At 49.2% G+C, this 21,238-nt stretch carries 20 protein-coding genes; 8 read left to right on the top strand and 12 right to left on the bottom strand.

Annotated features, from left to right (window positions below):
• Positions 1-78 precede the first annotated feature (78 nt).
• The 7 genes from ACTHSN_RS01400 to ACTHSN_RS01430 form a co-directional block, all read right to left on the bottom strand.
• Positions 79-1,632: a fatty acid--CoA ligase gene (locus ACTHSN_RS01400; protein ID WP_188211283.1), complete on the bottom strand. Its 1,554-nt coding sequence runs from the start codon at positions 1,630-1,632 to the stop codon at positions 79-81.
• A gap of 321 nt (positions 1,633-1,953) precedes the next feature.
• Positions 1,954-2,739, bottom strand: coding sequence for a TatD family hydrolase (locus tag ACTHSN_RS01405; RefSeq protein WP_070461475.1), 786 nt, complete (start codon positions 2,737-2,739; stop codon positions 1,954-1,956).
• An 8-nt stretch (positions 2,740-2,747) separates the two neighbouring features.
• Complete coding sequence (locus tag ACTHSN_RS01410) at positions 2,748-3,101, bottom strand: PilZ domain-containing protein (RefSeq protein WP_003682949.1); 354 nt, start codon at positions 3,099-3,101, stop codon at positions 2,748-2,750.
• Between the two features lie 10 nt (positions 3,102-3,111).
• Complete coding sequence (locus ACTHSN_RS01415; RefSeq protein ID WP_070461476.1) at positions 3,112-4,092, bottom strand: DNA polymerase III subunit delta'; 981 nt, start codon at positions 4,090-4,092, stop codon at positions 3,112-3,114.
• 322 nt (positions 4,093-4,414) lie between these two features.
• A complete protein-coding gene (locus ACTHSN_RS01420; protein ID WP_107810827.1) occupies positions 4,415-5,731 on the bottom strand; it encodes an MFS transporter in 1,317 nt (438 codons plus the stop codon).
• Positions 5,731-5,916: a cbb3-type cytochrome oxidase assembly protein CcoS gene (gene ccoS, locus ACTHSN_RS01425; protein ID WP_070461478.1), complete on the bottom strand. Its 186-nt coding sequence runs from the start codon at positions 5,914-5,916 to the stop codon at positions 5,731-5,733. The genes ACTHSN_RS01420 and ccoS overlap by 1 nt, the downstream gene beginning before the upstream one ends.
• Positions 5,916-6,221 carry an HLGFF motif protein gene (locus tag ACTHSN_RS01430; RefSeq protein ID WP_070461479.1) on the bottom strand — a complete coding sequence of 102 codons (306 nt, stop codon included), beginning with the start codon at positions 6,219-6,221 and terminating at the stop codon, positions 5,916-5,918. Before ACTHSN_RS01430 ends, ccoS begins: the two co-directional genes overlap by 1 nt.
• A 234-nt stretch (positions 6,222-6,455) precedes the next feature.
• Here ACTHSN_RS01430 and ACTHSN_RS01435 point away from each other — a divergent pair, with 234 nt between their 5' ends.
• A complete protein-coding gene (locus tag ACTHSN_RS01435) occupies positions 6,456-7,652 on the top strand; it encodes an acetate kinase (RefSeq protein WP_070461480.1) in 1,197 nt (398 codons plus the stop codon).
• A 151-nt stretch (positions 7,653-7,803) separates the two neighbouring features.
• Here ACTHSN_RS01435 and ACTHSN_RS01440 read toward each other — a convergent pair whose 3' ends face one another.
• Both ACTHSN_RS01440 and ACTHSN_RS01445 read right to left on the bottom strand, forming a co-directional pair.
• Positions 7,804-10,566 carry a TonB-dependent receptor domain-containing protein gene (locus ACTHSN_RS01440; protein ID WP_070461481.1) on the bottom strand — a complete coding sequence of 921 codons (2,763 nt, stop codon included), beginning with the start codon at positions 10,564-10,566 and terminating at the stop codon, positions 7,804-7,806.
• 385 nt (positions 10,567-10,951) lie between these two features.
• Positions 10,952-11,413, bottom strand: coding sequence for a c-type cytochrome (locus tag ACTHSN_RS01445; RefSeq protein ID WP_070461482.1), 462 nt, complete (start codon positions 11,411-11,413; stop codon positions 10,952-10,954).
• A gap of 132 nt (positions 11,414-11,545) precedes the next feature.
• Here ACTHSN_RS01445 and ACTHSN_RS01450 point away from each other — a divergent pair, with 132 nt between their 5' ends.
• The 6 genes from ACTHSN_RS01450 (at position 11,546) to ACTHSN_RS01475 (ending at position 16,895) form a co-directional block, all read left to right on the top strand.
• Positions 11,546-12,370: an SDR family oxidoreductase gene (locus tag ACTHSN_RS01450; protein ID WP_070461483.1), complete on the top strand. Its 825-nt coding sequence runs from the start codon at positions 11,546-11,548 to the stop codon at positions 12,368-12,370.
• Between the two features lie 113 nt (positions 12,371-12,483).
• Complete coding sequence (locus ACTHSN_RS01455; protein WP_049351198.1) at positions 12,484-12,957, top strand: Fur family transcriptional regulator; 474 nt, start codon at positions 12,484-12,486, stop codon at positions 12,955-12,957.
• Positions 12,945-13,874, top strand: a complete 930-nt coding sequence (locus tag ACTHSN_RS01460; RefSeq protein WP_070461484.1) for a CobW family GTP-binding protein — start codon at positions 12,945-12,947, stop codon at positions 13,872-13,874. The genes ACTHSN_RS01455 and ACTHSN_RS01460 overlap by 13 nt, the downstream gene beginning before the upstream one ends.
• Before the next feature lie 97 nt (positions 13,875-13,971).
• Complete coding sequence (locus ACTHSN_RS01465) at positions 13,972-15,027, top strand: ABC transporter permease subunit (RefSeq protein ID WP_070461485.1); 1,056 nt, start codon at positions 13,972-13,974, stop codon at positions 15,025-15,027.
• 36 nt (positions 15,028-15,063) lie between these two features.
• Positions 15,064-16,104: an ABC transporter permease gene (locus ACTHSN_RS01470; RefSeq protein WP_070461486.1), complete on the top strand. Its 1,041-nt coding sequence runs from the start codon at positions 15,064-15,066 to the stop codon at positions 16,102-16,104.
• Between the two features lie 110 nt (positions 16,105-16,214).
• Positions 16,215-16,895 carry a sulfite exporter TauE/SafE family protein gene (locus ACTHSN_RS01475; protein ID WP_003680951.1) on the top strand — a complete coding sequence of 227 codons (681 nt, stop codon included), beginning with the start codon at positions 16,215-16,217 and terminating at the stop codon, positions 16,893-16,895.
• 85 nt (positions 16,896-16,980) lie between these two features.
• Here ACTHSN_RS01475 and ACTHSN_RS01480 read toward each other — a convergent pair whose 3' ends face one another.
• The 3 genes from ACTHSN_RS01480 to xseA form a co-directional block, all read right to left on the bottom strand.
• Positions 16,981-17,790: a sulfite exporter TauE/SafE family protein gene (locus tag ACTHSN_RS01480; protein ID WP_070461487.1), complete on the bottom strand. Its 810-nt coding sequence runs from the start codon at positions 17,788-17,790 to the stop codon at positions 16,981-16,983.
• A gap of 1 nt (position 17,791) precedes the next feature.
• Positions 17,792-18,571: a CDP-diacylglycerol--serine O-phosphatidyltransferase gene (gene pssA / locus ACTHSN_RS01485; RefSeq protein WP_070461488.1), complete on the bottom strand. Its 780-nt coding sequence runs from the start codon at positions 18,569-18,571 to the stop codon at positions 17,792-17,794.
• 123 nt (positions 18,572-18,694) lie between these two features.
• The gene (xseA, locus tag ACTHSN_RS01490) at positions 18,695-20,044 is read right to left on the bottom strand and encodes an exodeoxyribonuclease VII large subunit (protein WP_070461489.1); all 1,350 of its coding nucleotides are present in this window, start codon (positions 20,042-20,044) and stop codon (positions 18,695-18,697) included.
• Between the two features lie 181 nt (positions 20,045-20,225).
• Here xseA and lpxK point away from each other — a divergent pair, with 181 nt between their 5' ends.
• Positions 20,226-21,236, top strand: coding sequence for a tetraacyldisaccharide 4'-kinase (lpxK, locus tag ACTHSN_RS01495; RefSeq protein ID WP_070461490.1), 1,011 nt, complete (start codon positions 20,226-20,228; stop codon positions 21,234-21,236).
• The last annotated feature ends 2 nt before the right edge of the window (positions 21,237-21,238 follow it).

Below are 21,238 nucleotides of genomic sequence, written 5' to 3' on the forward strand. Positions count from 1 at the left end.
GCCGTCTGAAAAGGTTTGTGGAATACAGGTTGTTTTCAGACGGCCTGCATGAATCAAGAGGCCGTCTGAAACAGCGGTTTAGTCTTGAAACTGTTCTTTGAGTTTGCGTTTTAACACTTTGCCGGTGGCATTGCGCGGCAGCTCGTCTTGGAAGATGATTTGTTTGGGGATTTTAAAGTTTGCCAACAGGCCGCGCAGGTGGCTGCGGACTTCGGCTTCTTCCAGCTTCATGCCTTCTTTGAGTTGGATAAAGGCAATGATTTCTTCATCGGCGTATTGGTCTTTCACACCGATGACAGCGGCGGCTTCCACGGCATCGAGTTTGTAAATGGCTTCTTCGATTTCGCGCGGATAGACGTTTTGGCCTTTGGAAATAATCAGGTCTTTTTTGCGGTCGACGATGAAGATGAAGCCGTCTTCGTCTATGGTGACGAAGTCGCCGGTTTTCAGCCAACCGTTGACGATGGTTTCATCAGTGGCGTCAGGCATATTGAGGTAGCCTTGCATGACCGAGCCGCCTTTGATGATGAGTTCGCCCACTTCGCCGCGCGGCACTTCGACCAATTCGTCATCGACGGCTTTCACGGTCAGGCCGGGCAGGGCGACGCCGACGCTGGCGGTTTTTTGGCGTTCGGGCGTATTGACGGCCACGACGGGCGAGCATTCGCTCAAGCCGTAGCCTTCCAGCAATTTGGCGCGTGGGAATTTGGCTTTGAAGTCGTCAATGGTTTGTCCGGCCAAAGGCGCCCCGCCGCTGATAAACAGACGGACGCGGTTGAACCATCTGAAATACCAAGGAATTTTGGCTTTGCTCATGGCAGTGTAAATAGCCGGTACGCCGAGGAAAATGGTAGCGCGTTTGAGCAAAACCTGTTTCAACACGTTGGAGAACGGGAAGACAGATTTAACCAAAATAATCGAGCAGGCTTGATATATCGGCAGCAAAACCATGGCGGTCAGCGTAAAGCTGTGGAACATGGGCAAGAAGACGACAAAGCGGTCTTTGCTTGAAATTTGGAAAATTTGTTCGATGCCCGAAAGGTTGGAAAACAGGTTGCTGTAACTGATTAATGCGCCTTTGGGGTGGCCGGTTGTACCGGAGGTGTAGATAATGTGTGCCAAATCGTTGACGGACGGCTGACGGCTTAGATTCGGCTTGCCGGGGAATGTACGCGCGGCATCGAAATAGCTGTCTTCGCCACTGGCGGCTTTGGTTTCGCCAATCCAGATGATTTTACGGACTTTGGTTTTGGCTTTGATGTTTTTGAGTTCTTTAGCCAACGGCGCGGAGGCGAACATAAAGCGTGCGTCGCAGTCATTGAGGATGTAAGAGAACTCTTCGCTTTTCAAAAAGACGTTGAGTGGGACGGCTACTGCGCCGATGGAAGTAATGGCGAAATAGGCGGCAATAAATTCGGGAGAGTTGGAAACGACAAGGGCGACCTTGTCGCCATATTGTACACCTTCGTGTTGCAGATAGGCGGCGACGGTTTCTACTTCGTTTTTGAGGGAGGAATAGCTGATTTTTTCTTTGTCGCTGAAAATGACCGTGCCTTTACCGTTTTTTTGGCAGGCGGCTGTCAGCATGGCGTAAAAATTAGAGTGGGTGTGCATTTCGGAGTTTGTGTCCATATTGTGTCGATTGATGTACGGTTTCGATGAGCCGTTTATTTCGAAGGATAGGTTTTACATCCTATCGGTAAAATAAGCAAGAGGCCGTCTGAAAATACTTTCAGACGGCCTTGAGCTTTGCTGGGCTTAGGAAAGCAATATTTTGAATTTAAACTTATTTATTGTGTTGATGGGAATATTCCCATTCTTCAAAAGTTTGCCGTTCTGAAGATAGCGCAAGCCGATTGCGTTTCTGTCTCAAGCCATTTCGAGTTTACCGTTGAGTTTGAGGCAGAATCCTGATGACGGGTTGGCAGAGCCAATGTTTAGAGATTTTGAGACCTAGCCATTGTTCAGACGGCCATCGGGTACTTTCTTAAACAGGCGATAGAAATTGTCGCTGGTGTTTTGTGCCAATGTTTCCAAGCTCTCGCCGCGCAGATTGGCTAAGAACTCGGCCGTATAGCGAACGTAGGAAGGCTCGTTTTGTTTGCCGCGTTTGGGAACTGGTGCGAGGAAGGGCGCATCGGTTTCTACCAAGATTCTATCGGCAGGGACGTATTTGGCGGCTTCCTGTATCAGCGGTGCGTTTTTAAACGTCACAATGCCGGAGAAGGAAATGTATAACCCCAAATCCAAAGCGGCTTTGGCAAAGGCGACGTCTTCAGAGAAGCAGTGAATCACGCCGGAGTTGGTATGGCATTCTTTCAAGATCCGCAATGTGTCTTCGGCCGCATCGCGCGTGTGGACGATAACGGGCAGGCCGCTTTCGTTGGCGGCTTGGATATGGTCGGTAAAGCGTTGATGTTGCCATGACAAATCGCCTTTGCACCAGTAATAGTCCAAACCGGTTTCGCCGATACCGACGATTTTGGGATGTTTGGCCGCTTCTACCATTTCGGCAATGGTAAATTCTTCTGCTTCTTGGCTGTCGGGATGTATGCCGATGGTGCAGTAGATGTGGTCGTTTGCCTGAGCAATGTCGAAGACTTCGGCAAAACTTTGTTTGCTGACGCTGATGGCAAGCGCCTGTTTGACGCTTTGCGCTTCCATGTTGGCAAAGACTTCGGGCAGGCGGTCTTTTAAGCCGTCAAAGTTGAGATGGCAATGTGAATCGATTAAATACATGGTATTTATTACAGGGTAAAAGTAGTGCGGTCGCTGCGCAGACGCGGGCCAAGCTCGGCTTCGATCAGGTTTTTTGCCTGCAGGCAGCTTTCGTGTTCGGAGAATGCAAGTCCTACGCCTTTGGGACGGTGGGCTGAAGTGCGCGCCGGATTGATCCAAACGACTTTGGTGGGCAGGAAGCGTTTGGGATAGTCGGCGATTTCGACGGCCAAGAGGATGTCTTCGCCTAGTGAGAATACGTCATCGGTCGGTACGAACAGGCCGCCGTGTTCTAAAAACGGCATATAGCAGTTGTACAACAAATTGGGGTCTTTGAGTTGCAAAGCCAACATCTTCGCCGGAATGTCTTTTTTATTCATCATTGATTACCTGTTAGGGTTTGTTTTGCCAAAAATCCAAATATTCGATAAGCAGATACTCAAGCTGCATTTTAACACTCAAGGTATGATATCCGTAAGGGTTGAGCGCGTTCAGACGGCCCAATAGGGCAAACAGCTTGCGTGAATCGGTTTTAGAGGCTGTCTGAAGCAGGGCTTGGGCATGGTGCGGATAATAAAGCGGCGCCATGTTTTGTTGTGCCAAGCCGACATCCATCAGCCACTTTTGCAGCCAGTCGATGAAAACGGCCAGCGGTTGTTTTTGTTTGTCGAACGCGGCGGCGTAGTCGAGTATGGCCAACAGGCGCGGGGCAGCCAGCAGCGTCAGCAACTCTTCGCGTAATGCGTCCAATTCTGGAGTCGGCGTGAATAAAGGTGCGCCGCTGTGGAATGCCAACATGGCTTCGGCATTTTCCACGCCCTGTTGGCGCAGGTATGCCGCAGCCTGCTCATGGGTAGGCGAGGGCAGCACCATCTGGCGGCAACGGCTTTTGATGGTGGGCAGGAGTTTGTCGCGTGCATGGGTAACGAGCAGGAAAACGACGTGTTGCGGCGGCTCTTCCAGAGCTTTCAACAAACCGTTTGCCGCCTGTGTGTTCATGCTTTCTGCCGGATGCACCAATACCACGCGCAGGCCGCCACGGACAGCAGTCAGGTAAATGTTTTCCACAATATCGCGCACGGCATCGATTTTGATTTGCAGGAGTTTGCGTCCTGTTGCCTCGTCTTCGGGAATTTCCGGCGTGAGTTCATAAAAGTCGGGATGGGTATTTTGGCTGAATAAATGACACGAAGCACACTCGCCGCAGGGTTCATGACCGGACTTGGGCGATTCGCACAGCAATGCCTGCGCGACAAAGCGGGCAAACTCGGTTTTGCCGGTATTTTCTTTGCCGGTAAACAGCCAGGCGTTGGGACGGTTTTGCCAATGGGCGGCGAGCTGTTGCCATTGGGTTTCATGCCATGGATAAATCATATCGTTTGGGAACTATAAGGTAGGTGGTTATTATACTCTCAGGCCGTCTGAAAAAGGTTTCAGACGGCCTTTAATAAACTGCCTAAAAATTAATCAAGTATCGTCTTTCTTTGAAATATCAATTATTAAGCTTACTTATTCACAGCCTTTGCACACGCTTGTTTGGGGAAAATGTGCATTTTGTTTGGGAGTAAAGTTGTGCTTAAAATTTAGGCAGATGTGTTTTTTAATTTTAAATCAGACAGTAATCTGATTTATGCACAAGCTGTCCACGAGATTGAATAGTGAAAATGTGCATGGTGGGGATACATTTCAGACGGCCTTATTTGCTGATTTTCAATAAAGCAGTCAAATCCCCGATAAATTTCGATTCCCGTTTGATGAGGTAAACAATCAACGGAAGATTACCCACGGCAACAATCAAATACAGCAGCGTGATGCTGTCAAACAACATCAGCAAAACTGCGCTCAAAATGGCGGCTGACACCATAAATACGCCGTTGATGATGTTGTTGGCGGCGACGGCGTGGGCGCGGAAGGTTTCGCTGCTGGCGGTTTGCAACCAAGTGTAGAGCGGTACGGAGAAAAAGCCTCCGAAAAAGCCGATGGCCGACATCACGAGCATAATCGGATACGCTTTAGCTTGCGATAAAAACCAAATAATGCCGTTTAATTCGGTAAAGCGTTGGCCTTGGGTCAGCCACACCAGCAATAATCCACAGACCGTTAGCCCCAGAGTGCCGATGGTAACCAAGCCCAAAATCAGGCGCTCGTGGCTGAGTTTGGCGCATAATACCGAGCCGATGGCGATACCGATGGAGAACAGCGCCAACATCAGGTTGAACACATTATCGTTGCCGCCCAAATGGATTTGCGTGAACGTCGGCAGTTGGGTGGTATAAACCGAGCCGACAAACCAAAACCATGAAATACCGATGATGGAAGTGAATACGGGTCGGTCGGCCGCCGCTTCACGAATCAGTGAATTCGTGCCTTTGATGATGTTCCATTCGATTTTTGTGTCCGGCATTTTAGCGGGTACAGACGGCATAAACAGGCTGGTCATCGTGCCGCCGATAGCGACCAATAACACCAAACCGCCAACAATATACGGCGGAACGCCTGCGACTGCGGTGCCCAAAATCTGGCCGAGCAAAATGGCGATAAACGTACCTGATTCAATCAGACTGTTGCCCATAATCAGCTCTTTGTCGTTGAGGTAATCGGGCAAAATGGCGTATTTCAGCGGGCCGAACAAAGTCGATTGCGTACCCATGCAAAACAGGCAGATTAAAAGCAAAGGCGCGGATTGAATATAGAAGCCATATGCCGCTACTGCCATGATGATGATTTCCAACAGCTTGATCCAACGCGCCAAAACGGCTTTGTCGAATTTGTTGCTCAGCTGCCCTGACAGCGCGGAAAACAGGAAATAGGGCAGGATAAACAGCATCGCGCCCAAGTTCAGCATTTGGCTGGACGGCAGAAAGTCGTTTTTGCCCAAACCGTAAAAACTGATCATCACGAATAATGCGGTTTTAAACACATTATCGTTAAACGCGCCTAAAAACTGCGTCCCAAAGAGCGGCGCAAAACGGCGGGTCGTGTGGAAATTCAGATTGTCTTTTTTAAGGCTCATTATTTGGATTCTTTGTCTTCGTCTTTTTCGATCAGTTTTTCAGTGGAGTCGTCGTCCATCAAAATGCGGTGCGCAGGTCCTTCAAGGTCGTCAAACTGTCCGTTTTTACCCGACCACCAGAAAAACCAACCGATGATAAAGGCCAAAATAATGCTGATGGGGACAAGGATAAACATACTTTCCATTACATCGCTCCGGTCAAATCGCTCAGGATAAAGGTTTTGCCGCTGACTGTCAGGTATTCGTTGCGCAACGCACCGATATTTTTATCGTCAAAAAACAATTCGATACGGTCTTTAACCACGCGCCAGTATTGAGGGATATCGGTTTGCTCGAAAGGCGACAATACCGCTGCTTCGGTTGCATCTTCGCTTTGCAGTTTGACTACAAAGCGTCCGCTTTGCGGCGGATTTTGCGATTCATCGTCTGCTAACATAATAAAAAATCCGGCATGTTCGCCGTCTTGAGTGTGGATACTGAAATAATGCATATCGGGAAATCTTCAAAACCGCCGTCATTTTTTCAGACGGCCTAAAATAAAATTCCGTCCATTTTACATCAAATATTAAGTCAAGCAGCCGATTACATTTTTTGTTAGAATACGGCGTTTACTTTGTTAATCTGTTCAGACCGCTACCCACTACGTCCCACAAGGGGTGCAACATAGCCGGAGCAGCAGTAAGGTCCCGACAAAAATGCCGTCTGAAACCTCAAGGAGCATAAAATGACACAAAAATTAATCTTGGTTTTGAACTGCGGCAGCTCTTCCCTCAAAGGTGCCGTATTGGATAACGACAGCGGCGAAGTATTACTGAGCTGCCTGGCAGAAAAACTCAATCTGCCTGATGCCTACATCACCTTCAAATTCAACGGCGAAAAACATAAAGTTGAATTGGCCGCCAAGCCAGACCATACCGGCGCGGTAGAAGCACTGATGGACGAGCTCAAAGCCCACGGCCTCGACACCCGTATCGGTGCGATCGGCCACCGCGTGGTAAGCGGCGGCGAATTGTACAGCGAATCCATTTTGGTTACCGACGAAGTTATCGACGGTATCGAAAAATGTATTCCACTTGCTCCTCTGCACAACCCGGCACACCTTTTGGGCCTGCGCGCTGCACAAACCATTTTCAAAGGCCTGCCGAACGTTGTCGTATTCGACACTGCATTCCATCAAACCATGCCTGAACATGCTTACAAATACGCTGTTCCACATGAATTGTACGAAAAATACGGCTTGCGCCGTTACGGTGCACACGGTACCAGTTACCGCTTCGTTTCTGACGAAACTGCACGCTTCCTCGGCAAAGACAAAAAAGATTTGCGCATGGTTATTGCCCACTTGGGTAACGGCGCATCTATTGCGGCAGTTGCCAACGGCGAATGTAAAGATACCAGCATGGGCCTGACTCCGCTGGAAGGTTTGGTAATGGGTACACGCAGCGGCGATATCGACCCTTCAGTTTTCAGTTTCTTGGCTGAAAACGCCAACATGACCATTTCCCAAATTACCGAAATGCTGAACAAAAAATCCGGCCTGCTCGGTATCTCCGGTTTGTCCAACGACTGCCGTACCATTGAAGAAGAAGCTGCCAAAGGTCATCCGGGCGCCAAACTGGCTCTGGAAATGTTCATCTACCGCTTGGCTAAATACATCGGCAGCATGACAGTAGCGGCAGGCGGTTTGGACGCATTGGTCTTCACCGGCGGTATCGGTGAAAACTCCGACATCATCCGCGAACGCGTATTGGGCTACTTGGGCTTCCTCGGTCTGTACATCGACCAAGAAGCTAACCTGAAAGCCCGCTTCGGTAATGCTGGTGTGATTACCACTGCCGACAGCAAAGCTGTTGCCGTTGTGATTCCTACTAACGAAGAATTGATGATTGCACACGATACAGCCCGTCTGAGCGGCCTGTAATCTCCGTCATTATTGAAAACCTGCCCGCAAGGGTAGGTTTTTTGTTGTGTATAGATGAAAAAAATTTTGAGAATATATTGAAAAAAGCCGGCAAACATTGCGTTTACCGGCTTTTTAATCAGTGTAATATTAAGAACGCTGATAGATAGGTTTAGAACTTATAACTGATGGTAAACAGCAAAGTCCTGCCTCGTGCGTAGTTGTTTAAGACGGAGCGTGTCGTACCGCCATATTTGCCATTGCATAAACCGTTGGCATCGCATTCGACCTCTTCATCATCCCAACCGCCTTTTCTTTCAAATACGCTGAAATAGCGCTGGGTTGCGGCATCGTTTGCGGCATCCAAAGGATCGACATAGCGTTTATTGAACGCATTTTGAATGTCGAAACGAAGGATAAGGTTTTTCTTCGGTTCATAATTGGCATAGAAATCAAAAATCATCGGCTGTCTGTTGATGCTTTCTGTTTTTTTGATCACCCTTCTGCCCATTTGATGTGAAGAGTAGGTATTAGCACCGGTTGTACCGTCAACAAATTCCTCCTCAGTCGTTGCCCGTGTACTTTTGCCGTAATAGCGCATAATGCCGCCGATGGTCAATTTGTTGCCCAACCATCGGGACCCTAATTCAAACCGACCGTAATCTCGGGGCAAGCGGGAAATTTTGCTTAAGCCGTAGCCTTGTTTGATTTGGTCTTCTTTAGAAGAGTTGCGGGGCGATTCGCTGGCATCGCTATAATTGGTCGGCTGGTTGGTTTTTTGATAGGCGTAAGACAGGGTGGTAAAAAAGCGGCCGAAATCATAGTTCATTTCCACTTCCAAACCGTTTTTATGGACAGGTTTGGCATAGTTTCGATGCTGGATGGAGTATTGCAGGCCGGTACTGGTTACCCAGCTGGGTGCTTTATCCAAATCCCACCATTTGCCATAAACATTGTGGATATAGTTGTTTATTCTGCTGCGGTAGGCGACCAGTTTGAAACCCAATACATCGTCCGGCTTGAAAATCCCTTTTTTGAAGGTATTGAAGCCTATTTGGTAAGTATTGGCCTGTTCCGGCTTAAGGGCTGTATTAACGCCCGAGTCGCCGATTTGTGAAAAATACATTTCTTGAATATTCGGCATTCTATGCGTACGCGAATAGCTGATAAACGGCATAAAGTAGTCGTTGACATTGATGTTTAATGCCACCGAATGGTTTACCGCATGCTTTTTACCGGATTTGGTATAAACTGGTTCGTAAAGGTCGCAGCTTGGCGTGCAATGCTGTTTATAAATTTCAGAATCTTCTCCAAATGCTTTTTTAAAGTCTTCTTGGGTATTGAAGTAGTCGGTATATTCGCCCTTGTAGCGGTAGTTGACCATATTGGCGCTGTAATTCAATTGATAAATGCCTTTTTTCAAGGAAGTATCAAAATAGAACGTATTGAATTTTTGCTGGCCTGAAGGTTGCAATATGGTTGATTTTTGAGGAAATATTCCTTTGTCTCCTTTGAAGCGGCCTAAAAAGCTGTACAGGCCGGCATCTTGATCCGGGCCGTCGTAAAACAGGCTCAGCTCTTCCGGAAAGCGGTTTTTACTGTATTGGTTTTTAAAGAAATTGAAACCGACAGTAGTTTTTAAATCTGTTTTTTGGGGAAGTTTGAAAGAAAAGCTGTTGTTGATATCCAAAAGATTGGCCGTATTTTTGGTTTCCAAATAATCAAGCAGTCCCCATCCTGAAAAACGTGAGTTTTTCGGATATTTTTGTTTTCCCAAATTATGGGCGGCCAACACGTTTAAATCGACATAATCGCCAATGTTTAAGTTGTAATTGGCTTGGTAGTTGCGGTTTTCTACTTTGCGGCTGCCGATACGGTTGTTCATGGTACGAAGCTGAAGGTCGAGCTTGTTGTTGTCGTTTTCGTATTCCACTTTGACCAAATGGCTGTTTGAGCGTTGTTGCAGGCTGGTCGGGTCGATTGGAGTCAGATCCCATTGCGGTGCCAAATTCTCTTTCCAGCCTCTTTCCAAGTCATCGACATAATCTCTTTGTAAAACTTCAGGATCGTTATATTTTTTGGAGAAAGGGTAGTCCCAATAGCTTTTACCGACCGCATTGCGCTTGGAAAAGTCGCGAACCCAACGATTTTGCCCTTGGTCGAATTTTAATAAGTTGCGTTCAAAATATTCTTGTTTTTTACGGTCCAAATATTCTTCGCCAAAATTGCCGATACGCTGACCGCCGCCGCCTACTTTATAGTTTTGCTCGACATTACGGTGGCTGTAGCCATATAAAGCGCCAAGGCGCGCACCGCTGTCAAACCATTTTTGTACTGCTCCGGTTGCCATAAAGTTGCTTTTGGTGCTGTTTGTGCCGGTCAATCCTTTGGTTAAGAGGCCGAAGGTATTGTTTCCGTGTACCACATCGTCTACTCGTAAAGTACGGAAATTGGCTGTACCGGATAAGGTATTGATGCCGTTGGCACCCGAGAAACTGCCTTTGGTTACATCCACGCCGGCAATAAAATTGGGATCCAGTGCCGTACCGAATTGGGAGGAGCTGCCACTGCGTCCGGCATCGGCAGAAGTGGAATAGAAGGTTTGGGTGACGCCGTCAACCATCGTATTGACACGTCCCAAACCGCTATCGCCACGGATATTGACCGCCAATACCCCCGATCCCTTGTCTTGTTGGGTGAAAACGCCGGGCATGCTCCGCACGATGGTATCGATGTTTTCGCTGGATTGATAAACGCGTTCACGCGAACTTTTGGCTTGGCCTTCGGTAAAAACTTTTTTCTCTTTGGCAATGTGTTTGCTTTTGACTTGAATTTCATCAAGCTCTTGAGTTGAAACCTCTTCTTCTGCGTGTGCGATATTTGTTATAGCCAGTAAAGATAATGTTAGTAGATTTAATTTGAAATTCGGATTCATGATAGTTACCTCAGAAACGAAGCCGCTACTTTATAACATATTATTAAACTTTACAAATATTTTAATAATGGTTTTTATTTATTAAAAAATAAAGTAAAATTTTGTTTTAGAAGATAATCCACCCGCATATGATTAATCTGGCTGAAAAGATAAAGCAGGTCTGAATTTGAATTTGGGTGGTTGAGAAGAAGGGAGATTTAATTGAATTTAAACAGCTGGAAGAAGAAAATTTGATTGCGCTATGTGAATTGAGCCGTCGGTTTCAAATGAAACCGGTAAAAAACATGAAATGCAAAATATAAAGTCGATATAGAAAGGTTTGAAGGTAGTTGAAGAAAAGGCCGTCTGAAAATGATATTTCAGACGGCCTTTATTGTTTTAAGCCTTATTCCGGACCGCGGAATGTGTCGTGGCAGGATTTACAGGTTGCACCGGTTTCGCCGTAAGCGGCTTTGATTTCTTCCAATTTGCCGGTTTGGGCGGCGGCGTTGAGTTTTTCAACCGCAGCAACGAATTTTTCTTCTTCGGCTTTGAAGGTTGCCGTGTCTGTCCAGATGGCAGGCAGGGCGCGGCCGTTGCCTTGAGGGTCGGATTCAAACAGGGTAAACGGTTTTTTGCTGTTTTCGGCGAAGGTTACGGCGGCTTGTTTGAATTTTTCTACGTCGTAAGGCTCTTCGTCTTTGACCATTTTGCCCATGCGGGTAAACTCGGGCATCATGGATTTGAACGCGGCCGTACGGTCTTCGGAAATCGGGCCTTTAGGCTGGGAAGGCGCGCCGCTGCCGCCGCAGGCGGAAAGTGTAAGCACCACTGTTGCCAAAGCAACAGGGAGAAAACGGGTTTTCATATGGAGTGTGTCCTATTGTAATGATATGATTATCGTTAAATTTAAAATCAGCCAGCCAAACGCTTAGGCCGTCTGATAAGGCGTTATCATACCTTAAACCCAAGTCTGAAACGAGTACAGAAAGGAAACGATATGGCAATTTTGATTACCGGGGCATCGGCAGGATTCGGCGCGGCAATGTGCCGCACTTTTGTTGCGGCAGGCTATCATGTCATTGGCGCGGCAAGGCGCGAAGACAAATTGCAGCAGTTGGCAGAGGAATTGGGCGAGCAGTTTTACCCTTTGGAAATGGATGTTTCTCGTACGGAGTCGATTCAAAACGCTTTGAACAGTCTGCCCGAGTATTTAGCTGAAATTGATTGCCTGATCAACAATGCCGGTTTGGCTTTAGGTCTGGATTCAGCTGATAAAGCCGATTTTGGCGATTGGGAAACCATGATTCAAACCAATATCATCGGCCTGACTTTTCTGACCCGCCAGATTTTGCCGCAAATGGTAGCGCGCAAACAGGGCTACATCATCAATTTGGGTTCGATTGCCGGCAGTTATGCTTATTCAGGCAGTAATGTCTATGGCGCGACCAAGGCTTTTGTGCGCCAATTCAGTATGAACCTGCGCGCCGAATTGGCAGACAAAAACATCCGCATTACCAATATCGAACCGGGCTTGTGCGGGGATACCGAGTTTTCCAACGTCCGTTTCAAAGGTGACGATCAGCGTGCGGCCGAGGTTTATGAGAATGTCGAGTTTATCCAGCCGCAAGATATTGCCGATACCGCTTTATGGCTCTATCAACGTCCTGCGCGGATGAACGTCAATTCCATCGAAATCATGCCGGTTGCCCAGACCTTTGCAGGCATGAAAGTTTACCGTGACGCGCCTGCTCCAGTGAAGGCAGAAACGTTTGAAAAACAAAGTATGTCTTTGTTTGGAAAAATTAAATCTTGGTTTAAGTAATCGGCATCAGGCCGTCTGAACATTTCAGACGGCCTCTTTGTTATCTGAAATTGAACAAACACGTTATAATGTAATTTTTTATTAACAAGGCCGTCTGAAAGGCTGTTTCAGTTATGAACGCAATCAAACAAAAAATCTTAGAACAAGCGCAGCGCGATGGTGTGCAGGTAACCGCTTTGCGCGAGCAAGTGCTTGATATTGTTTTGAAACAAAGCGGCGTGATTAAAGCCTACAACGTTCTGTCGCAGATGCAGCAGCAAAGCGAGGGCGTGGTTGCGCCGCCGACGGCCTACCGCGCCCTTGATTTTTGGGCGGAGCAGGGCGTTTTGCACAAAGTGGCGGCGGTCAACGGCTATATTCTGTGTAGCCACGCGCAGCACGAATGCGACGACCATTGCCATGACCACGAAGAAGCCGAAGCGCACCACAGCGCGTTTATTTTGGTTTGTACCGAATGCGGTACGGCAGATGAGCAGACCTTGAGCCAAGAATGGGCGGCATTGCGTGCAGGCGTGGCCGAAACCGGTTTCTCATTAAAAGAAGAACATGTTGTTTTAACAGGAATTTGTAAAAAATGTCAGAAGTAAAAAAGACTAAAGTCCACCTGATTTCAGGCTTCCTCGGAACAGGCAAAACCACCGCACTCAAAAGTCTGATGGCGCAAAAAGATCCGAATGAAAAATGGGTCATCATCGTCAACGAATTTGGCGAAATCGGCATTGACGGCGCTGTCTTGAGCGACAACGGCATTCCCGTCGCAGAAATCGCCGGCGGCTGTTTGTGCTGTACTGCCGGCGCACAAATGGGTACGACCGTACAAAAAATGCTGCGCGATGCCCAACCCGACCGCTTGATGATTGAAGCCAGCGGCCTGGCGCACGCCGCCAGTGTTATCGACGAATTGAAAGCCAAGCCGCTCGACAGCATGTTGGAAATCGGCGCTGTTTTTACCGTTGTCGATCCACGCCAATTCATTAATCCCGATTACGCTCAACAAGCCTTGTATAAAGACCAAATTGGCATTTGCGACGTATTGGTCGCCAGCAAAACAGACTTGTGCACGCCCGAGCAGCTGGCCGAGTTTCACGATAAAGCGGCCAAGCTGTTCCCGCCTAAAGCCAAAGTGGTTGAAGTTCAAAATGCGCAACTCGACATCCAATGGCTTGATATTCCCGTGGTCGAAAAATCGCGCTACCGTCTCAAAGCCCTGCCGGACAACACCATGGGCTTCCAGTCCCAAGGTTTCACTTTCCCTTCCGGGCGTGATTTCGACGGCGAAAAGCTGACCGATTTCTTCAACGACCTGCCTAAATTTACAGACGGCCTCGTGCGCGCCAAAGGCGTGTTCCAAGTGCTCGGTACATGGGTATGGCTCAACTGGGTGGACGGTCAATGGGGCGCAAACCAAGTTTCGTGGCGCCGTGACTCGCGCTTTGAGCTGATTGCCAAATCGTTTGACGCGGATTTAATTGAGAAGAAATTGCAGGAGGCCTTAGAGAAGTAAATAATCGGCCAAACGCTTATTAATCCGTTACTATATGCTGTCTGAGGTCAGTGGTTTCAGACGGCCTTCAAATCAAAAAATAGAGGAACACTTTATCATGTGGCGTTATATCTTTCATCGTTTGCTCCTTTTGATTCCCACGTTGTTGGGGATTTTGGCGATTACCTTCGCCGTCATTCAGTTTGTTCCCGGCGGTCCGGTGGAACAGATGGTTCAGCAGCTGACGCAGGGCGCAGTTGGCGGCGAAACAGCAGGACGCAGTATGCCTGGAACTTTGGCTAAAAACGGCAACCGCATCAGTGCGGAAGATTTGGCTGCTCTGAATGCTTTATACGGTTTCGACAAGCCGCCTGTGACGCGTTTTGTCGATATGGTATGGAAATTCGCCCGTTTTGATTTGGGCGAGAGCTTTTTCCACCACCAAACCGTATTTGAGTTGGTAAAAGAGAAAATGCCGGTATCGATGAGTTTGGGTTTGTGGACATTCTTCCTAACTTATTTGATATGTATTCCGTTGGGTATTGCCAAGGCGGTCAGGGATGGCAGCCGGTTTGATACGGTTACGGGTATGATCATTTTGGTCGGCTATACCGTACCGCCGTTTGTCTTGGGCTTGGTGTTGCTGGTGTTGTTTGGCGGTGGCAGCTTTTTTGCCTGGTTCCCACAGGGCGGCTTGGTCGGCGATGATTTCGATACACTCTCTTGGGCAGGTAAAGTCAAAGATTATTTGTGGCATATGGCCTTGCCGATTACCGCTTCGGTAGCAGGCAACTTGGCGGTAATGACCGTATTGACGAAAAACGTATTCCTTGAAGAAATTCGCCGTCAATATGTTTATACCGCGCGAGCCAAGGGCTTGCCTGAGAAACAGATTCTGTGGAAACATATTTTCCGAAATGCCATGATTCCTCTGATTACCGGTTTCCCAGCCGCATTTATCGGCGCATTCTTTACCGGAAGCCTGTTGATTGAAACGTTGTTCTCGCTGGACGGGTTGGGTTTGCTGTCTTACGAGGCAGTGATGAAACGTGATTATCCTGTCGTAATGGGTACGCTGTATGTGTTCACACTGATGGGGTTGTTGGCTAAATTGGTGTCAGATATTTCGTATTCGTGGGTCGATCCGCGCATTCACTTTGGCGGACAGAAATAAGGCCGTCTGAAAATGTCTTCAATCCATTATTAAAGAATGTTTCAAACCATGAAAAAGAAAAAATCTACTTCAAACCCTACTTGGCAAGCCTTTAAACAGCATAAGCGCGGTTGGTTGGCTTTGCGGATTTTGGCCGTTTTGTTTGTCGTCACTTTGCTTGCACCTTTGTGGAGCAACGACAAACCTTTGTGGATACGTTATCAGGGCGAGTATTTCTTCCCCTTGGTAAACGAATACAACGAAGCCACATTTGGCGGCGATTTCGATACGCCGGCGGATTATCTGGATCCGCTTATCCGCCACAACATTACTTCAGACGGCAATTTTGCCTTTTACCTGCCCAATCCTTACGATGCCGATACCTTGAACGATTTTGATACGGTACCCGATCCGGCCAAACCATCCGAACGGCATATCTTGGGAACGGACGACCGCGGCCGCGACCTGTTGGCGCGCTTGGTTTACGGTTTCCGTGATTCGCTGTTGTTTGCCTTGGTGTTGACCGTGGTGACTACCGTGATTGGCGTGATTGCAGGCGCGGTGCAGGGTTATTTCGGCGGTAAAACCGACCTTCTGATGCAGCGTTTTATCGAGGTTTGGGGCGGTATGCCGGAGCTGTACCTCTTGATTATCCTGTCTTCGTTCTTTAATCCGGGACTGTTGATTTTGCTGGTGTTGCTGTCGCTTTTCGGCTGGATGGGCTTGTCCGACTATGTCCGCGCCGAGTTTTTGAAAAACCGTCAGGCCGATTATGTTTTGGCGGCGCGCGCGATGGGTGTGGGCAACCGTGAAATCATGTGGCGCCATATCCTGCCCAACAGCTTGACGCCGGTATTGGCCTTCCTGCCTTTCCGTATTTCTGGCGCCGTACTTGCCCTGACCAGTTTGGACTTCTTGGGCTTGGGCGTACCTGCCTCACAGGCAAGTTTGGGTGAGTTGCTGGCGCAAGGCAAAGACAACTTGGACGCGTGGTGGATCGGCCTGTCTGCCGTTGCCACGTTGACGGTAATGCTGCTTTTGTTGGTCATGATCGGCGAAGGTTTGCGTCAGGCATTTGACGTACGCGCACGCAGTTAATTGCTTTTCTAAAGCGTGAAGAGGGTGGGCGGAAAGGCTTATCCTGCATTCTCAAGGCCGTCTGAAAAGTTTCAGACGGCCTCATCCATTCGTTTGAATCATTAAAAACCATGAATCAAGAAATCACATTTCTTACTCTTTTTCTACTCGGCTTTTTTGGCGGAACGCATTGCGTCGGCATGTGCGGCGGATTAAGCAGCGCATTCGCTTTGCAACTGCCGCCACATTTAAACCGAATCGGGCTGATTGTATTGTTGAACTTGGGGCGCATCAGCAGCTATGTCGTCATTGGCCTATTGGTCGGTTTGGTCGGGCAGGTCGGCATTTCCTTGGACGATACGCGCGCGGTTCAAAACGGTTTGTATATTGCCGCCAATGTTTTGCTGCTTTTACTTGGGCTGTATCTTGCCGGTATTTCGACTGCCGCGACCAAAATCGAAGGCATCGGTAAACCGATATGGAAGCGCCTGAATCCTTTGCTGAACAAATTGCTGCCGATTAAATCGGTGCCTGCCTGTTTCGGCGTGGGCGTGCTTTGGGGCTGGCTGCCTTGCGGTTTGGTGTACAGCGCGTCTTTGTATGCCTTGGGCAGCGGCAATGCTTTGCATGGCGGGCTGTATATGCTGGCGTTTGCATTGGGGACCTTGCCGAACCTGCTTGCGATGGGCATATTTGCAGCGCAGTTGAAAACCTTTCTGCAAAAACGCATGGTTCGTTTGTGCGCTGGATTATTGGTGGCAGGATGGGCGATATGGCGCTTGGCCGTATTTGCAATGGGGCAAATAGGGTAAGGTAAAAAGGTTTTATTTAATTTGTTGCTTTGCAATCAAAAAGGCCGTCTGAAAGATTTTCAGACGGCCTTTTTCACAAGAAAGATTAATGTATTAAATTCCAAGCCATCTTGGCGGCAATCAGCAACAGCATAATGCCGAAGGCGATTTTGAGTTTTCGGGCGGGCAGCTTGTGCGCCGTTTTTACGCCGAGCGGAGCAAAGAGGATGGTGGCAACGCTCAATATGGCCACGGCCGGAAGATAGATAAAGCCTGCCGCGCCTTTAGGCAGGTTGGCAATATGCAAACCGTTGGCAAAATAGCCGATAGTGCCGGCAATTGCAATCGGCCATGCCAGACCTGAAGATGTGCCGATGGCGCGATGCGCCGGAAAGTTGCAATACAGCAGAAATGGAACGGATAGCGAACCGCCGCCGATACCGACCCAGCTCGAAGCCGCCCCAAAAAGCGTGCCGACAGCTGTCAGGCCGGGGAGGGCGGGCAGGGTGCGTGAAGGTGTGGGTTTGGAATCGCGTAGGGTTTTGAGTGCGATAAAGGCAAGAAATGCAATAAAGAAAACCTGCAAAGCCAGCGTCGGCACATATTTTGCCGATACCGCGCCGAGGAGTACGCCAAGTATCATGCCCGGCGTCATTCGGCGGACGGTCGCCCAATCGATGGCGTGTTTTTTATGCTGGGCATACATGCTGGAGAAGGTGGTAAACACCATGACGGCAAAGGAAGTGCCGATGGCAAGATGCTGGGCATAGGGGTGGCCGCCTATGCCTTGCAGTTGCAACGCCCATAAGACAACGGGGACAATCAGCGTGCCACCGCCTACGCCGAATAGTCCGGCAATAAAGCCCGCTGCACTACCGACGGCGAGCAGGGAAAGGATGATGTCCCAAGACCACATTTCAGACGGCCTTGTCGTGTTTGTGTGTTTTATGGCGTTTTTTAAACCAACGGATGACTGCCATCACATAACCGGACAGGCTGTAACCGAGGAAAAACAGGAAGAGGACGAGTGAAGGCTTCCAGTTGATGAGCAGCAATACCAACACGGCCAACACCATGCCCATAAACGGTACTTGGCGGCGGATGTTGATTTCTTTGAAGCTCCAAAACGGAATCTGCACAATCATGGAAATACCGGCAAACAGGGTGATACCCAATGCCCACCAATGCACGTTGGGGAAGCGTTCGACGCTGTGGTTGACCCAAATCAGGCCGACAATCAACGCAGCGGCGGTCGGGCTTGGAACGCCGATAAACCAGCGTTTGTCGACTTTGCCGATAAGCGTATTGAACAGCGCCAAACGCAGGGCGGCGCAGGCGCAGTAGATAAAGGCGACGGAATAGCCGATTTTGCCAAACTGCCAAAGTTGCCATTTGTAGGCAATCAGGGCAGGCGCCACGCCGAAACTGACCATATCGGCAAGGCTGTCGAGCTGTTCGCCGAACGCGCTTTGGCTGTTGGTCAGCCGCGCAACGCGTCCGTCCATGCCGTCGAGCAGCATGGAAAGGAAAACTGCAATCGCCGCCGTTTCATAACGTCCGTGCATGGACTGGGTAATGGCGAAGAAGGCGCAAAACAGTGCGGCGATGGTAAAGGAATTGGGCAGCAGGTAAATGCTGTTTTTGCGGATGGAGTTGCGTGGAGGAATCGGATTTTCTGTATTTTGTGAGTTGTCCATAATGTTTCCGTATATGCTGCGGGTGCAGATAAGGCATTATACCGCATTGGCAGGTTAAGGATTTTTAACAGGCAGACATAGTTTCACTTCAATCGCATAAAGTTTCAGACGGCCTTTATTTTGTCAGTCAAACAACTCGCCCTGCGCCTGCTCTTTGGTCACGCGTACGTCGGTTTCGCCGTCGGCAAAAGTGATGTGCAGTTTCTGTCCTTGTTTCAATATATCGGCATTGCGGATGACTTGTCCGCGTGTGTTTTTGACGACCGAAAAGCCGCGCTCCAGAATATGCTGCGGCGATATGGCTTCGAGCAATGCGGCTTGGGCGGTCAGGCTTTGACGGCGGTGGGCAAGCCGCTGGTGGAAGGAATGCGACAAGGTCGTCTGAAAGCGGTCGATATTGTTTTTGTAAACGGAAACATCAGGACGGCAATGTTTTAGGGTTTGGGTTTGGCGTTCAAAACGGGCGGTATGGGCGCGGAGGTTTTGCGTCATCGAATAAGACAGCGTTTGCGCCAGTTTGTTGATTGAAGCGCGTTGCTCGTCAAGTTTTTGGCGCGGATGACGGATTTGCCGTGCGAGCCAGTCAAGTTTTTGGCTGGCATCGAAATAGCGTTGTTCCAAAACGGTTTTCAGACGGCCTTGCGCTTGGGCTAGACGATGTAGCGATTCTTGGCGGTTGGGGCTGACCAATTCCGCCGCACCGGTCGGTGTCGGTGCGCGTACGTCGGCAACGAAATCGGCGAGTGTGAAATCGGTTTCGTGGCCTACGCCGCTGACGACGGGAATCGCGCAGGTTTCGATGGCGCGCACAACCGGCTCTTCATTAAACGCCCACAAGTCTTCAATGCTGCCGCCGCCACGGCAGACAATCAGCACGTCACATTCGGCGCGTTGCGAAGCGGTTTTAATCGCTTGGGCAATTTGCAACTCGCTGCCTGTGCCTTGTACGGGCGTCGGATAAACGATAACAGGGATTTCGGGCGCGCGGCGGTTTAAGGTGGTCACAACATCGCGCAAAGCCGCCGCCGCCAGACTGGTGACGATGCCGATACATTGCGGACGGGCAGGTAAAGGTTTCTTGCGTTCCGCCGCAAACGCGCCTTCCGCCTGTAACTGCGCCTTCAATCGCTCATAGGCTTCGTAAAGCTGCCCCAAGCCTTTGAGCCGTACTTCGTTTACGGTAATCTGAAATTCGCCCCGCGCTTCGTAAATACTGATTTTCCCTGATACTTCGATATGGTCGCCTTCTTTCAAAGGCTTCGCCAAGCGCATGGCCGCACCCTTAAACATGGCGCAACGCACCTGCGCGCGGCTGTCTTTGAGCGAGAAATAATAATGTCCGCTGGCGGCACGGATCAGGTTGGACACTTCGCCCGCAATCCACAAACCGGCAAGATGGTCTTCCAGCAAGGCTTTGGCGAGGGCGTTAAGTTCGGATACGGAAATGGAGGAGGGCGCGAAGAGTTCGGACATTGCGAAACGGGAAAAATTTGGGAAAGTTGAATTATAAGGGTTTTAGAGCGATTCGTTGTATTCGTTTTTATGAAACTTTCGCCCTTTGTTTTAATATTATCAAAGCCGCATGTTCAGGCAGCCTTGTCTGGGCGGGCTTGTGTTATATTATCGTTTGATTTTCGCTTCAAAAGCCGTGCGTATGCCCAAACTCCACCAAATTATCGAACGCCATTGGCAATCCCCCAATCCGTTTTTGTCTTTTCTGTTAAAACCATTGTCCAAGCTGTTTGCCAAAATTGCTGCGAAACGGCGCGATGATTTTGTTTCAGGCCGTCTGAAAAGCGAAAAATTGCCAGTGCCTGTGGTGATGGTCGGCAATATCCATGCAGGTGGGACAGGGAAAACGCCGATAGTCGCCGCGCTGGTGTCGGGTTTGCAGGAAAAGGGCGTTAAGGTCGGCATCATCAGCCGAGGTTACGGGCGCAAGAGCAAGGCGGTTCATGTATTGAATACAGCCAGCAGTGCGGCAGATGCAGGCGACGAGCCTTTATTGCTGTTTCGCCAAACCAGTGCGCCGACGGCGGTAGGCAGCAGCCGTGCAGAAGCAGGCAGGGCATTGCTTGCGGCGTATCCGGAGCTTGAATTGATTGTGGCCGACGACGGCTTGCAACATTATGCCTTGCAACGCGATATGGAAATTGCCGTCTTCCCGGCGGCAGATACAGGACGCACCAATTTGGATTTACTGCCCAACGGCAGCTTGCGCGAACCTTTGTCTCGATTGGCTTCCGTTGATGCGGTTGTCGTCAGCGGGGGGCAAGCAGATACGGCATTTAGGCCGTCTGAAAATATGTTTGCCAGCCATATTGAAACAGGGCAGATTTACCGTTTGAACAGGCCGTCTGAAAAATTGGATTTGGCGGGTTTGGGAAATCAAACCGTCGCCGCCGTTGCCGGTATTGCCAAGCCGGAGCGTTTTTTCAATACGTTGCAAAGCATGAATATTGCTTTAAAACAAACCGTTGCCTTGCCTGATCATGCAGATATTACGGCGGCGGATTTGCCGGACGCAGATGTGGTGATTATCACGGAAAAGGATGCGGTCAAATTTTCAGACGATCAGGGCCTGAATCATGTGTGGGTCTTGCCTGTTTATGCGATAATTGAGCCGGACTTGGCGGCGTTCGTATCCGCGAATGTTTCAATCTAAAT

Source organism: Neisseria sp. P0009.S010, from assembly GCF_051958545.1.
Classification (GTDB): Bacteria; Pseudomonadota; Gammaproteobacteria; order Burkholderiales; family Neisseriaceae; genus Neisseria; species Neisseria subflava_A.